The following is a 12,931-nucleotide window of genomic DNA, read 5'->3' on the forward strand; positions in this document are numbered from 1 at the left end:
AGCCCGCCGCGCAGCCATCAACCGCCAGGAAACCTACCCCTGCGCGCCCGCCGCCATCTCCAGCTGCATCATGATCATGTTGACCAGCGTGTGCACCGTGGGGCGGCCGGTCTCGATCACGAAGTGGGCCGTTTCGCGGTACAGGCCGTCGCGGTGCGCGTACAGCTCGCGCAGCTTGTCCATGGGGTTGCCCACCTGCAGCAGTGGCCGGGTCTTGTCGTGCTTGACGCGGCGGTAGATCTCTTCGGGCGAGGCGCGCAGGTACAGCACGTTGCCGAAGCGGCGCAGCACCTCCCGGTTGGCCGGGCGCAGCACGGCGCCGCCACCGGTGGAGAGCACCATGCCGCCAGGCTCCTGCGCCACCTCGGCCAGGACCTGGGACTCGACATCGCGAAAGCGCGCTTCGCCTTCCGCTTCGAAAAAGCTGCGGATGGTGGTGCCGAGGGTCTGCTCCAGCCGGTGGTCCAGGTCGACGAATGGAACACCCGCCCGGTGGGCGAGTTGCCGGCCGATGGTGGATTTGCCCGAGCCGGGCATACCGACCAGTGCACAGCGAATCTGCATAAATTTCCTGTTGTTATGGCTGCCCAACTGGACGCAGAGTGTAAGGCGGCGGGCGCTCAGAGCGCGGCGTACACCAGGGCCGGATACAGCTCGCTCAGGTAGCGCAGTTGTCCCGGGGCCTGTGTGAGCAGGATGGCGAACAGGTCCTGCGCCGGGTCCACGAGGAAGAAGGTGCCGCCCAGTCCGCTCCAGCTGTAGTGCCCCGCCGAGCCGGGGCGCGTCGCCAGCCCGGTGGCCGTGCGCACCGCCACGCCCAGCCCGAATCCGTAGCCGGGGGGCAGCACGTCGCCGGCCGTGGGGATGCCGCCCAGGTGGTCCGCCGTCATGAAATCCACCGTGGCGCGGCTGGCCAGCCGCACGGGGCCGTCCGTGCCTTCCAGGGTGCCCCGGCCCAGCAGGAGCTGCAGGAAACGCGCGTAGTCCGCGGCGGTGGACACCAGCCCGCCCCCGGCGGATTCAAACGCGGGCGGGGCGGCCACGTCGATCAGCGCGACCTCGGTACCCGTCTGGGGGTCGCGCGCGAAGGGCTCGGCCAGCCGGTGCAGGTTCCGGGGAGGGACGCTAAAGCCCGTGTCGTGCATGCCCAGGGGCCCGAACACGCGGCGCTGCAGGATGGTGCCCAGGGGCGCGCCTTCCACCACCTCGAGCACGGCGCCCAGCACATCCGTGGCGCGGCTGTACTCCCAGCGGCTGCCGGGCGCATGCACCAGCGGCAGGGGGCCCAGCGCGGCCGCGAGACCGGCATTGGTGTGGCGGCGCGAACCAATGCGGGCAGCGCGGTACAGGTCGGGCACCGGGCCCGCCTCCCACGCGTAGCTGAGGCCGGCGGTGTGGCGCAGCAGGTCGTGCACGGTGGCCGCGCGCGGCGCGGGTGCCCGCTGGCCGGTGGCCGGGTCGTACACCTGCTGCCCGGCAAACGCGGGCAGGTAGTGCGACACGGGGTGTGCCAGCAGCAGGCGGCCTTCCTCCATGAGCATCAGTGCCACCAGCGAGGCAATCGGCTTGGTCATCGAGTAGATGCGAAAGAGCGTGTCGTGCGCCATGGCGGGGGCGTCCGCCCCGGGGCGCTGTGCGCCCACCGCCTGGTGCAGCACGGTGCGGCCCTGGTGGTGCACCAGCGCCACCGCGCCGGGCAGCAGGCCCTGGTCCACATGGGCTTGAAGTACGTGGCACAGGCGTGCCAGGGGGGCTGGGTGCATGGGTTCCTCGAGACGGTGGTGGCAATGGGGCCCGCGCAAGTTCCGCGTGTCGGAACGTCGCCGGTGGTGGACGGATTGTTTCAGTCTGTTGCGGCATCCTGTGGCGGCAAGTCGCGCAGATGACTGGCGCACCCGCCAATCGCTGGGTGATTACCCTGAAATGTTCTGCACAGCGGAATACGAGGTTGGGCATCCGGGGCTTCGTTATTAAGCTGGCCCGGCCTCGACCGCAAGGGGATCGCGCCGCTTCGGCGCATCGCGTGCGGCATGCGGGGCGGCTGGGCCGATGGCCGCAGCCTGTCTGCAAACCTACCAGGAGCACGACGATGGAGACACGCCCCCGCGGGGACGCCCCGAGCCCACGCCCCGAGGCCATGCCGCCCGCGCAGCACGGCCGCGCACCGCTCGCAGGGAGGGGCGGTTGATGGACCTGTTCCTGCAGCAAGTGCTCAACGGCCTCACGCTGGGCGGCATCTACAGCCTGGTGGCCCTGGGCCTCACGCTGGTGTACGGCATCCTGCACGTGCCCAATTTCGCCCATGGCGCGTTCTACATGGCCGGGGCGTTCGTGTCGTGGCACCTCATGGCGGCCTGGGGCTTCAACTACTGGGTGGCGATGGCGGGCTCGGCCCTTGCCGTGGCGCTGATCGGCGTGGTGTCGGAGCGGCTGGTGTTCCACCCGCTGCGCAATGCCTCGGGCCTGCATCCGATGATCGCGGCCATCGGGGTGCTGCTGTTCCTGGAGGCCGGCGCGCAGGCCCTGTGGGGCGCGGACTTCCACCGCATGCAGACGCCGTACACCGGCATCATCGACCTGGGCGGAGTCACGGCGCCGGTGCAGCGCCTGCTGATCATCGCGGCGGCCTTCGTGCTCATGGTGGTGCTGCACCTGTTCCTCAAGAAGACGGTGACGGGCTCGACCATCATCGCCATGGCGCAGAACCGCGATGGCGCGTCGCTGGTGGGCATCGACGCGAACCGCGTGGCCATGCTCACCTTCGCCATCTCGGGCGCGCTGGCCGCGGTGGCCGCCACGCTGTACGCGCCCATCAACCTCGTGTACCCGGCCATGGGGCACCTCGTGATCACCAAGGCCTTCGTGATCATCATCCTGGGGGGCATGGGCAGCGTGCCCGGCGCCATCATCGGGGGGCTCATCATCGGTTTTGCCGAGAGCTTCGGGGCGTTCTACATCTCCACCGACTACAAGGACATCATCGCCTTCGTGCTGCTCGTGGCCATCCTGTCGGTGCGTCCGCAGGGCCTGTTCACCAAGGGGGTGCGCTGACATGGCATTCCTTGAAGGCAAATGGGGCTGGGCCCTGCTGCTGGCCGCCGGGCTGGCGTTTCCCCTGTTCGTGGGCAATGACTACCACCTCACGGTGATGGGCACCGCCTACATCTTTGCGATCGCCACCATCGGCCTGAACCTCATCACGGGCTACACGGGGCAGTTCAACCTGGCGCACAGCGGCTTCATGGCGGTGGGCGCCTACACGGTGGGCATCCTCACGGTGGACCACCAGGTGCCGTTCTGGGTGGCGTTCGCGCTCTCGGGCGTGGTCACCACCGTGCTGGGCTTCTTCATCGGCGTCCTGTCGCTGCGGCTCAAGGGGCACTACTTCTCGATCTTCACGCTGTGCGTGGGCTACATCATGTTCCTCGTGATCGAGAAATGGGAAGGGCTCACCCATGGCACGGTGGGCATCATCGGCATCCCCGCCCCGTCGCCCATCGGGGGGCTGCGGTTCGACACGCCGCTGGCGCTGTACTACCTGGCCTTCTTCTGGCTGGTGGTGGGCATGTGGGCCATGCGCCGTATCGTCAACTCGCTGCTCGGGCGCACCTTCATGGCCATCCGCAACAGCGACGAGCTGGCCGAGTCGCTGGGCATCAGCCTCATGCGCAACAAGGTGCTGGCGTTCATGCTGTCGGTGTTCTACGCGGGTATCGCGGGGGGGCTGTATGCGGGCTATGTGCGCTTCATCGGGCCCGGCGTGGCGGGGGTGGAGCACACCTTCGACATGACCATGTACATGCTCATCGGGGGGCTGGGGACGCTGCTGGGCCCGTTGCTGGGCGCGCTCGCCATGCCCTGGCTCACGCAGTACCTGCAGTTCCTGCAGGAGTACCGCTTCCTTGTCTTCGGTCCCATCCTCGTGCTGCTGGTGATCTTCGTGCCGCACGGCATCGTGGGCACCTACCTGGGCTGGAAGGCACGCCGCGCCACCCGGCCGTCCGCCACACCGCCCGCAGGAGGCGACCGTGCTTAAGATCGAACACCTCACCAAGCGCTTTGGCGGCCTGGCCGCCGTCAACAACGTCAGCACCACCATCGAGGCCGGCAGGATCAACGCGATCATCGGCCCCAACGGTGCCGGCAAGACGACGTTCTTCAACCTCATCAGCGGAATGCACCGGCCCAGCTCGGGCACCATCACGCTGGAGGGACGCGACGTGACCTCGCTGCGCACCGACGAGGTGGCGCGCCTGGGCGTGGCGCGCACCTTCCAGACCACGGCGCTCTTTGACATGGCCTCGGTGCTGGACAACCTCATCGTGGGCCACCGCCTGCGCACGCGCTCGGGCCTGCTCGACGTGCTGTGCAATTCCAGCCGCCTGCGCGAGGAAGAGCGCATCTGCCGCGAGAAGGCGCGCGAGGCGCTCGATTTCGTGGGCCTCGCGCACCTGGAAAACCGCATGGCGGGCGACATCTCGCAGGAGGAGCGCAAGCGCGTGGCCTTCGCGCTGGCGCTGTCCACCGGGCCGCGCCTGGTGCTGCTGGACGAGCCCGCCGGCGGCGTGAACCCCGACGAGACCGAAGGCCTGGCCCAGCTCATCCGCAAGATGGTGGCCCATGGCCTCACCGTGTGCCTGATCGAACACAAGATGAACATGATCATGAGCCTGGCCGACAAGATCATGGTGCTGAACTACGGCGAGAAGATCGCCGAGGGCACCCCCGCCGAGATCCGCGCCAACCCGGCCGTCATCGACGCCTACCTGGGGAGCGAGCATGCTGCAGCTTGACAACCTCTCGCTCAAATACGGCAGCTTCCAGGCGCTCAATGGCGTGAGCCTGCATGCCCGGCAGGGCGAGCTGGTGGTGCTGCTGGGCGCCAACGGCGCGGGCAAGAGCTCGATCTTCCTGACCATCAGCGGCATCCACAAGGCCGCCGGCGGCAGCATCCGCTATGGCGACAGGGAGCTGGCGGGCATGAAGCCCTCTCAGATCGTGCAGCACGGCGTGGTGCAGTGCCCCGAGGGGCGCAAGCTGTTCCCCGGCATGTCGGTGCTCAAGAACCTGATGCTGGGCGCCTACGTGCACCGGGGCGACACGGCGGGCAGCAGGAAGGTGCTGGACGAGGTGTTCGCGCTGTTTCCGATCCTGGCCGAGAAGAAGGACGACCCCGCGGGCTCGCTCAGCGGCGGCCAGCAGCAGATGGTGGCCATCGGCCGCGCCATGATGGGCCGGCCCAAGGTGCTGCTGCTCGACGAGCCCTCGCTGGGCCTGGCGCCGCTGGTCATCAAGCAGACCTTCGAGGTCATCCAGCGCATCAACCAGGCCGGCACCACGGTGCTGCTGGCCGAGCAGAACGCGTTCGCGGCGCTCAAGATCGCGCACCGCGCCTACGTCATCGAGAGCGGCCGCATCGTGATGGAGGGCGACCGCGACAGCCTCATGAACAACGAGGCCGTGCGCCGGGCCTACATCGGCGCATAGGAGATGAGGAGCAGCCCCCCGCGGCGCCGCGCGTGCGACGGTAGTGCCACCTGTTTGACGACCCTGACTCGCAAGAGCCGCTTTTTCAGAAACCCCAAGGAGACATCAGCATGATCACGAAACGCAAGACCATCCTTCGACTCGGTGCCAGCGCCTTCGCGGTGGCCGCACTGCTGGGTGCCACCGGCACCGCCTTCGCCCAGCAGGTCGTGAAGATCGGCTACTCGGGCCCCTTGAGCGGCGGCGCCGCGCTGTACGGCAAGAACGTGCTCAGCGGCATGGAGATGGCGGTGCAGGAGATCAATGCCAAGGGCCTGGAGGTGGCCGGCCAGAAGGTCAGGCTCGAGATCGTCGCGCTGGACGACAAGTACAACCCCAGTGAAACTGCCATCAATACCCAGCGCCTGGTGCAGGAGCACAAGGCTCCCGCGGTGCTGGTGCCGCATTCGGGCGGCAGCTTCGCGGTGATGGCCACCAACGAGGCGCAGAAGGTCCTGCTGCTCTCGTACACCAGCGTGCCGCAGATCACCGAGCGCAACAACAAGCTCACGCTGCGCATCCCGCCCGAGTTCACGTCCTACGTAAAGCCCTTCGTGAACCACGCCATGGGCAAGTACGGCAAGAACGTGGCCATCGCCAATGCCGACCACGACTACGCCAAGGCCTGGACAGCCGCCTTCAAGCCCGCGTGGGAAGCCGCGGGCGGCAAGGTGGTGGCCGAGAACCCCATGTCCTACAACCGCGCGACGGACTTCTACAGCGGCGTGAGCCGGGTGCTCGCCTCCAAGCCCGATGTGCTCTTCATCGGCGGCGCGTCCGAGCCCACGGGCCTGGTGATCAAGCAGGCGCGCGAGCTGGGCTTCAAGGGGGGCTTCGTGATCATCGACCAGGCCAAGATGGACGAGATCGGCAAGATCACCGGCGGCTACGGCCCCCTTGAGGGATCGATCGGCGTGCTGCCCGTGGTGGAGGACAGCTCGCCGGTGACCAAGGCCTTCGTGGAACGCTTTCGCAAGACCCACCCCGGCCGCGACCCGAGTTCCGAGGTCTCGCTCAACTACACCACCGTGCACGCCACCGCGCTGGCGATGAAGCTCGCGGGCAGCACCACCGACGCCGCCGCGATCCGCGCGCAGCTGGACAAGGCCTTCAAGTCATTGCCCACCGAAAACAACCCGCACGAGATGGACGGCGTGAACGAGCGCGGCGGCTCCACGGCCAACACCCGCGTGGCCATCGTGGAAGGCGGCAAGGTCAAGGAGATCCGGCTGGACGCGCTGGCCAAGTAGGTCGGCGCGGGCCCTGGCCCGCCACGCCACGCCACGCCACACCACACCACACCACACCACACCACACCACACCACACCACACCACGCCACGCAGGGCCTGCCACGGAGAAGGGGCAGGCCTTTTTTTGCAAGGGATCCTGCCGTGCACCGCGCGCTGCCCCGGCGCGGGCTGACTCCTGGATTTGCAGTGCTTTTGGCTGCTAGCGCTTGACTGGCAAGCGTAAGGCGCTATAAAAAGTGAAGCATCAGGCGCGCGGACCCGCCCCGGGAGGTGCGCTGCGCTCCTGTTCCTGCAGCTCGCGCCACTGGACCTTGCCCGTGCCCGACTTGGGCAGGATGTCCACGAACTGCACGCGGCGCGGGCTCTTGTAGGCGGCCATGTGGTCGTGGCTCCAGTCGATGATGTCCTGCGCGCTCACCTGGCCCTTGAAGGCGTCGCGCAGCACGACCACCGCCTTCACGGTCTCGCCCCGGCGTTCGTCGTGCGCGGCGATCACGCACACCTCTTGGATGGCGGGGTGGGCGTACATCATGGCCTCGACCTCGGCGGGCCAGACCTTGAAGCCCGATGCGTTGATCATGCGCTTCAAGCGGTCCACCATGAAGAAGTAGCCGTCCTCGTCCACCTGCGCCAGGTCGCCGGTGCGCAGGAAGCGCTTGCCCTCCAGGGTGATGAAGCTGTCGGCCGTGGCCTGCGGGTTGTTCCAGTAGCCCACCATGACCTGCGGTCCGTGCACCACGATCTCGCCGGTCTCGCCCGGCGGCAGTTCGGCGAACGTCGCGGGGTCGACCACGCGCGCATCCACGTCGAACACCGGGATGCCCAGGCATTGCGGCTTGGGCCGGTGCGGCGGGTTGATGTGCGTGGCCGCCATGGTTTCGGACATGCCGTAGCCCTCCACGTAGTCCAGCCCCGTCAGCTCCTTGAGGCGCTGCGCCACCGCCTTGGGCATGGCCGCGCCACCGCCCCGGATGGCCTGCAGGCTGGAGATGTCGTAGTCGCCGATGCGCGGGTTGGCCAGGAAGTCCACCACCATGGTGGAGATGGCCTGCCAGATGCTGATGCGGTAGCGCTGCATGAGCCGGGCCGTGGCGTCGCGGTCCCAGCGCGGCAGCACCACCACGGTGGCGCCCACGAACAGCGGCCCGTTCATGCTGCCCGACATGCCCGTGACGTGAAAGAGCGGCAGCACGGCCAGATAGGTCGCATCCTGCGTGCGCGAGAACCATTGCGCGCCGCCCACCAGCGTGCTCATGGCGCTGCGGTGCGTGTGCATGCAACCCTTGGGGTGGCCGGTGGTGCCCGAGGTGTAGGGCATCACGCACAGGTCATCGGGCCCGGCGGTCAGCGGGCCGGGCGCGAGCCGCTGCGCCAGCATGTCGCTCCAGAGCGTCACGCCCGGGGCGGCGATGGCCTCGCGCGGCGCGCAGACGAACGCGGGCACGGGCAGGTCGGTGGGCACCTGCAGGTAGTCGCTGTAGGCCGCGACGATCAGGTGCTCCAGGCCGGCGCCACCCTGCGCCCCGCCCACCAGCGGCTGCGCCTGCGCATGCAGGTCCTGCGGCAGGAAGGCCACGGTGGCCCCGCTGTCGTGCACATAGTGGCGCAGCTCGTCGGTGAGGTTCATGGGGTTCACCGGCACCACCACGGCATTGGCGCGCAGGATGCCGTAGAACGCCAGGATCCACTGCGGGCTGTTCTGCATGTACAGCAGCACCCGGTCGCCGGCCTTCACGCCGCACCGCTGCTGCAGGAAACCCGCGATGTGCTCGGCCTCCTGCTGGAACTGCCGGAAGGTCACCAGCGTGTCGTAGAACACCAGGAACGGCTTGTCCGGGTAGCGCGCCGCCGAAACCTCGGCGTTGTGGAACAGGTTGGTCTGCGGCAGCGTGAGGTGGCGGGACAGCCCCGGGGGCCAGTGGGCAAGGTGGCGGTCGGACATGCGGGGCGGGCTCCTGAAGGCGTGGTTCGGCGGCGGGGCGGTCAGCCGCGTTTCAGATGGCGTGCCAGCTCGTCCTTGGCGATGGCATTGCGGTGCACTTCGTCGGGGCCGTCGGCAAATCGCAAGGTACGTGCCTGGGCATAGGCGGCCGCGAGCGGGAAATCATCGCTCACCCCGCCGCCGCCATGCACCTGCATGGCCCAGTCGATCACCTGGCAGGCCATGCTGGGCGCGGCCACCTTGATCATCGCGATCTCCTTGCGGGCGACCTTGTTGCCCACGGTGTCCATCATCTGCGCGGCATTGAGCACCAGGAAGCGCGCCTGGTCGATCAGGATGCGCGCGTTGGCGATACGCTCGCGCGTGACGCCCTGGTCGGCCACCTTGCGGCCAAACGCAGTGCGGCCCAGGGCGCGCTGGCACATCAACTCCAGCGCGCGCTCGGCCACGCCGATGAGGCGCATGCAGTGGTGGATGCGCCCGGGGCCCAGGCGGCCCTGGGCGATCTCGAAGCCACGGCCCTCGCCCAGCAGGATGTTGGCCACGGGCACGCGCACATTCACGAAGCTCACCTCGCCATGGCCGTGCGGCGCATGGTCGTAGCCGAACACGGGCAGCGCGCGTTCCATGGTCACGCCGGGCGTGTCCATGGGCACGAGGATCATCGACTGCTGCTGGTGCCGGCTGGCATGGTCGGGGTCGGTCTTGCCCATGAAGATCAGGATCTCGCAGCGCGGATCGGGCGCGCCCGAGGTCCACCACTTGCGGCCGTTGATGACGTAGTGGTCGCCGTCGCGCACGATGCGGGCTTCGATGTTGGTGGCGTCCGAGGAGGCCACGTCGGGCTCGGTCATGGCGAAGGCCGAGCGGATCCGGCCGTCGAGCAGCGGCAGCAGCCAGCGCTGCTGCTGCTCGGGCGTGGCATAGCGCGCCAGCGTTTCCATGTTGCCGGTGTCGGGCGCCGAGCAGTTGAAGGCCTCGGGCGCGATGTGCGAGCGGCCCATGATCTCGCACAGGGGCGCGTATTCCAGGTTGGTCAGGCCCGCGCCCAGGTTGGATTCGGGCAGGAACAGGTTCCAGAGGTTGGCGGCCCGGGCCTTGGCCTTGAGGTCCTCCATCACCTGGGTGGGCTGCCAGGCGTTGCCGGCCTTGCGGTTTGCGGCCACCTCGTGGTGGTATACCGGTTCGGCGGGGTAGATGTGTTCTTCCATGAACGCCGTCAGGCGCTGCTGCAGGTCGACGACCTTGGGGGAGTAGGTGAAATCCATGAAGGGGTGCTTTCCGCAAAGGGCAGGGAATGGCGCGGTGTCAGATCAGGCTGGCGCCGCCGTCCACCACGATCGCGTGGCCTGTGATGTGGCGCGAGGCCTCGGAGGCGAGGAACACCACGGCGCCCTTGAGGTCCTCTTCGCCGCCGATGCGGCGCAGCGGGGTGCGCTCGATCATGGCCGGGCCCAGTTTGTCGATGAGGCCGCTGGCCATCTTGCTCGGGAAGAATCCGGGGCAGATGGCGTTGACGCGGATGCCATAGTGCCCCCATTCGGAGGCCAGCGTGCGCGCGAAGTGGATCGCCGCGGCCTTGGAGGTGTTGTAGGCAATGGTGTTCATGCCCGGCGGCGTGCCCTTGATGCCGGCCACCGAGGCCGTCACGATGATGTTGCCCTTGCCGCGCGGAATCATGCAGCGCTTGCCCACCTCGCGCGAGAGGAAGAAGGGCGCGTTCACATTGAGGTCCATCACCTTGTGCCAGGCGGCGTCGGGGTGGTCCTCGGCCTTGGCGCCCCAGGTGGCGCCCGCGTTGTTGACGAGGATGTCGATGGTGCCAAAGCGCTCCACCACCTGGTCCACCAGGCCGGGGATGTCCCCGGTCTTCTGCAGGTCGTTGACCACGGTCAACACCTCGCAGCCCAGGCCTTCCAGGTGCTTTTTCGCTTCGGCCAGCTCATCGGCCTTGCGGGCCGTGATGGCGAGCCTGGCGCCCATCTCGCCCAGGGCCTCGGCCATCTGCAGGCCCAGGCCGCGCGAGCCGCCGGTGACCAGGGCGACCTGGCCGGTGAGATCGAAGAGTTGCTTGACGCTCATGAGAAGGGCTTTCGTTGGAAGTGCGTGGAGCGCGCGGGCTCGAAGGCGACAGGGCGCCCGGGCATCGCGCTGCCGTGGGATGGGGAAAGGTGCGGGGCACCACGCTCGCGGCGCGGAACCCGCAACTGCACTTCATGCTAGTCGGGGCCGCACCCGATGTAAAACGCGAGCTGTCACCTGCGAAACTCGGTGCGTGCCCGCGAAGGCCCGCCAGCGCGGTCCTTAGCGGTAGACCGCGGTCTCGATGCGGGCCACGATCTCTATCAGCCGCGGCCTCACCGCATCGAGCAGGAAATCCTGCGGGACATTGAACGCGGGCCCGCCGCAGTTGATCACCATGGGCGGCAGCCCGCCCCCCGGCTGAAACCCGCGGGCGATCGCATTGACGTTCTTCTGCCAGTCACCGAACGACGTTGCCACGGACAGGCCGCGGTAGTCCTGCAGCGCCTGGTCGATGCCCAGCTGCACCTGCGGCCACGCGGTTTCGTCGCGGCCCTGGATCTGGGCCAGCACCGCGCTGCGCTCCTTGGGCGGCACGGCGGCGAGCCAGGCGCGCCCCATGGCGGACGTGGCCAGCGAGATGCGCGAGCCCACGTCCAGGCTGAGCGTGTGCAGGGCCGCACTGCGGCAGTTCTCGACATAGATCATCGACAGGCGGTCCCGGGTGCCCATCGACACCTCGGCGCCCGCGAAGTCGGCCAGTTCCTGCATCAGCGGGCGCGCGACCTGGCGCACGTCCAGGCGCACCAGCATCGAACTGCCCAGCGACAGCGTGGCGGTGCCCAGGCGGTACTTGCCGCAGGCCTCCACGTGGATGAGGTAGCCCAGCCGGGTGAGGGTGGCGGTCAGGCGCGACACGGTGGATTTGGGCAGGCGGCAGCGTTGCGCGATCTCCTGGTTGCCCAGGAGCTTGTCGCCCGCGCGAAAGCAGGCCAGCACCTCCAGGCCCCGGGCCAGCGCCGTCACGAAGTGCCGGTCCTGGGGAGGCCGCGCCAGGGGCGCGCGGGGAGTGTGGGCAGGGCGGGGCGGCGGCATGGGCGCATTATGGCGATGCGGTTCCAGGGGCCTGCCTGGCGCCGGGCGGCCGCTGTGGGAGCGCACCTACCTGCACAGCGGTGATCCGCGCATGGACGCAACGGCCTTGCGGCCTTAGGCTGTGGCGATGAACGTGCGCCCGACAGTCCAACGCCTCCTCCTGCCTTTTCAAGCCCTTTGGCGGCTGCTGCAGCCCTTCTGGCGCGCGGCCCAGATGTGGCTGGATGCCGACGGGCTGCGCATGAGCGCGGCCATGTCCTTCTACGGCATGCTCAGCCTCGCGCCCCTGCTGCTGCTGCTGGTGGGCGTGCTGGGCTGGTGGATGGACCGCAGCTATCTGGAGAGCAATCTCATCGCGCAGGTGCAGGCGGTGATGGGCCAGCAGGTGGCCGACGTGGTGCGGCAGGCGCTGGCCAGCGCGCAGGCTCCCAGCGAAGGGCGGCTGGCTTCCCTGGTGGGTTTTGTGGTGCTGGTGTCGGGGGCCACCGGGGTGTTCGTGGAACTGCAGTCGGCGCTGGAGCATCTCTGGCGCGGCGGCGGGCCGGTGCCGCAGCGGGCGGCCTGGTGGCGCATGGCCTCGCTGCGCCTGCGGGGGCTGGCCTATGTGTTGGCGCTGGGGTTCCTGCTGCTGGTGTCGCTGGCCCTGTCCACGCTGATCCACCTGCTGGCGGGCTGGGCCGGGGCGCACCTGTCGTTCGCGCCGCTCGCGCCCGTCATGCAGGTCGTCAACGAAGCCGTCGCCTTCGGCTTTGCCGTGGCGTTGTTCGTGGGCCTGATGCGCATCGGCGCGGGGGCCAAGCCGCCCGCACGCTGCATCATGGCCGGGGCCGTGGTGGGCGCCACGCTGTTCACGGTGGGCAAGCAGCTGCTGGCCTGGTACCTGTCCACCGCGGCCGTGGTGTCGGCCTATGGCGCGGCCGGGTCGCTGGTGGTGCTGCTGATGTGGATCTACTTCTCGTCCGCCGTCCTCTTGTTTTCCGCGAGCTGCGCCCGGGCGTTCCAGGAGCTGGGCGCCTTGCCCGCGCAGCGGGGGCGCCTGCACGTGCCGCAGTAAGGCCCGAGGCCGGCGGTGCCGAGGGTGCCTTCCCCGCGCGC

The 12,931-nt window shown here is 68.7% G+C and carries 12 protein-coding genes; 6 read left to right on the forward strand and 6 right to left on the reverse strand.

The window, feature by feature from the left end; genetic code table 11:
• Positions 1 to 33: 33 nt before the first annotated feature.
• Both AC1RCS_RS00500 and AC1RCS_RS00505 read right to left on the reverse strand, forming a co-directional pair.
• Positions 34 to 564 (reverse strand): shikimate kinase, encoded by a 531-nt coding sequence (locus tag AC1RCS_RS00500; RefSeq protein WP_218296564.1) that lies wholly within the window; start codon positions 562 to 564, stop codon positions 34 to 36.
• Between the two features lie 56 nt (positions 565 to 620).
• Complete coding sequence (locus AC1RCS_RS00505) at positions 621 to 1,763, reverse strand: serine hydrolase domain-containing protein (RefSeq protein ID WP_492255467.1); 1,143 nt, start codon at positions 1,761 to 1,763, stop codon at positions 621 to 623.
• A gap of 424 nt (positions 1,764 to 2,187) precedes the next feature.
• On the opposite strand from AC1RCS_RS00505, the gene AC1RCS_RS00510 reads away from it, so the two are divergent.
• From AC1RCS_RS00510 to AC1RCS_RS00530, 5 genes are all read left to right on the forward strand, one after another.
• Positions 2,188 to 3,051, forward strand: coding sequence for a branched-chain amino acid ABC transporter permease (locus AC1RCS_RS00510; RefSeq protein WP_218296566.1), 864 nt, complete (start codon positions 2,188 to 2,190; stop codon positions 3,049 to 3,051).
• 1 nt (position 3,052) lies between these two features.
• On the forward strand, positions 3,053 to 4,036 hold the full coding sequence (locus AC1RCS_RS00515; protein WP_218296567.1) for a branched-chain amino acid ABC transporter permease: 984 nt from the start codon (positions 3,053 to 3,055) through the stop codon (positions 4,034 to 4,036).
• Positions 4,029 to 4,793 (forward strand): ABC transporter ATP-binding protein, encoded by a 765-nt coding sequence (locus tag AC1RCS_RS00520; RefSeq protein WP_218296568.1) that lies wholly within the window; start codon positions 4,029 to 4,031, stop codon positions 4,791 to 4,793. Before AC1RCS_RS00515 ends, AC1RCS_RS00520 begins: the two co-directional genes overlap by 8 nt.
• Positions 4,780 to 5,487, forward strand: a complete 708-nt coding sequence (locus tag AC1RCS_RS00525) for an ABC transporter ATP-binding protein (protein ID WP_218296569.1) — start codon at positions 4,780 to 4,782, stop codon at positions 5,485 to 5,487. Before AC1RCS_RS00520 ends, AC1RCS_RS00525 begins: the two co-directional genes overlap by 14 nt.
• Before the next feature lie 110 nt (positions 5,488 to 5,597).
• Positions 5,598 to 6,776 carry an ABC transporter substrate-binding protein gene (locus tag AC1RCS_RS00530; protein ID WP_218296570.1) on the forward strand — a complete coding sequence of 393 codons (1,179 nt, stop codon included), beginning with the start codon at positions 5,598 to 5,600 and terminating at the stop codon, positions 6,774 to 6,776.
• A 245-nt stretch (positions 6,777 to 7,021) separates the two neighbouring features.
• Here AC1RCS_RS00530 and AC1RCS_RS00535 read toward each other — a convergent pair whose 3' ends face one another.
• From AC1RCS_RS00535 to AC1RCS_RS00550, 4 genes are all read right to left on the reverse strand, one after another.
• The gene (locus AC1RCS_RS00535; RefSeq protein ID WP_492244769.1) at positions 7,022 to 8,719 is read right to left on the reverse strand and encodes a long-chain fatty acid--CoA ligase; all 1,698 of its coding nucleotides are present in this window, start codon (positions 8,717 to 8,719) and stop codon (positions 7,022 to 7,024) included.
• Between the two features lie 41 nt (positions 8,720 to 8,760).
• A complete protein-coding gene (locus AC1RCS_RS00540; RefSeq protein WP_218296572.1) occupies positions 8,761 to 9,987 on the reverse strand; it encodes an acyl-CoA dehydrogenase family protein in 1,227 nt (408 codons plus the stop codon).
• Positions 9,988 to 10,027: 40 nt separating this feature from the next.
• On the reverse strand, positions 10,028 to 10,801 hold the full coding sequence (locus tag AC1RCS_RS00545; protein WP_218296573.1) for an SDR family oxidoreductase: 774 nt from the start codon (positions 10,799 to 10,801) through the stop codon (positions 10,028 to 10,030).
• Positions 10,802 to 11,023: 222 nt separating this feature from the next.
• Positions 11,024 to 11,836 (reverse strand): IclR family transcriptional regulator, encoded by an 813-nt coding sequence (locus AC1RCS_RS00550; RefSeq protein ID WP_218339184.1) that lies wholly within the window; start codon positions 11,834 to 11,836, stop codon positions 11,024 to 11,026.
• Between the two features lie 127 nt (positions 11,837 to 11,963).
• On the opposite strand from AC1RCS_RS00550, the gene AC1RCS_RS00555 reads away from it, so the two are divergent.
• Entirely contained in the window at positions 11,964 to 12,890 is a 927-nt protein-coding gene (locus AC1RCS_RS00555) for a YihY/virulence factor BrkB family protein (protein WP_218296575.1), read from the forward strand.
• Positions 12,891 to 12,931: the final 41 nt, after the last annotated feature.

The sequence above is a fragment of the Acidovorax sp. GW823-FHT01C06 genome (assembly GCF_058798375.1).

Bases quoted from the DNA above. Each gene is read 5' to 3' on its own strand.
- AC1RCS_RS00500 (WP_218296564.1), bottom strand. From the start codon at position 564: ATGCAGATTCGCTGTGCACTGGTCGGTATGCCCGGCTCGGGCAAATCC.
- AC1RCS_RS00505 (WP_492255467.1), bottom strand. From the start codon at position 1,763: ATGCACCCAGCCCCCCTGGCACGCCTGTGCCACGTACTTCAAGCCCAT.
- AC1RCS_RS00510 (WP_218296566.1), top strand. From the start codon at position 2,188: ATGGACCTGTTCCTGCAGCAAGTGCTCAACGGCCTCACGCTGGGCGGC.
- AC1RCS_RS00515 (WP_218296567.1), top strand. From the start codon at position 3,053: ATGGCATTCCTTGAAGGCAAATGGGGCTGGGCCCTGCTGCTGGCCGCC.
- AC1RCS_RS00525 (WP_218296569.1), top strand. From the start codon at position 4,780: ATGCTGCAGCTTGACAACCTCTCGCTCAAATACGGCAGCTTCCAGGCG.
- AC1RCS_RS00530 (WP_218296570.1), top strand. From the start codon at position 5,598: ATGATCACGAAACGCAAGACCATCCTTCGACTCGGTGCCAGCGCCTTC.
- AC1RCS_RS00535 (WP_492244769.1), bottom strand. From the start codon at position 8,719: ATGTCCGACCGCCACCTTGCCCACTGGCCCCCGGGGCTGTCCCGCCAC.
- AC1RCS_RS00540 (WP_218296572.1), bottom strand. From the start codon at position 9,987: ATGGATTTCACCTACTCCCCCAAGGTCGTCGACCTGCAGCAGCGCCTG.
- AC1RCS_RS00545 (WP_218296573.1), bottom strand. From the start codon at position 10,801: ATGAGCGTCAAGCAACTCTTCGATCTCACCGGCCAGGTCGCCCTGGTC.
- AC1RCS_RS00550 (WP_218339184.1), bottom strand. From the start codon at position 11,836: ATGCCGCCGCCCCGCCCTGCCCACACTCCCCGCGCGCCCCTGGCGCGG.
- AC1RCS_RS00555 (WP_218296575.1), top strand. From the start codon at position 11,964: ATGAACGTGCGCCCGACAGTCCAACGCCTCCTCCTGCCTTTTCAAGCC.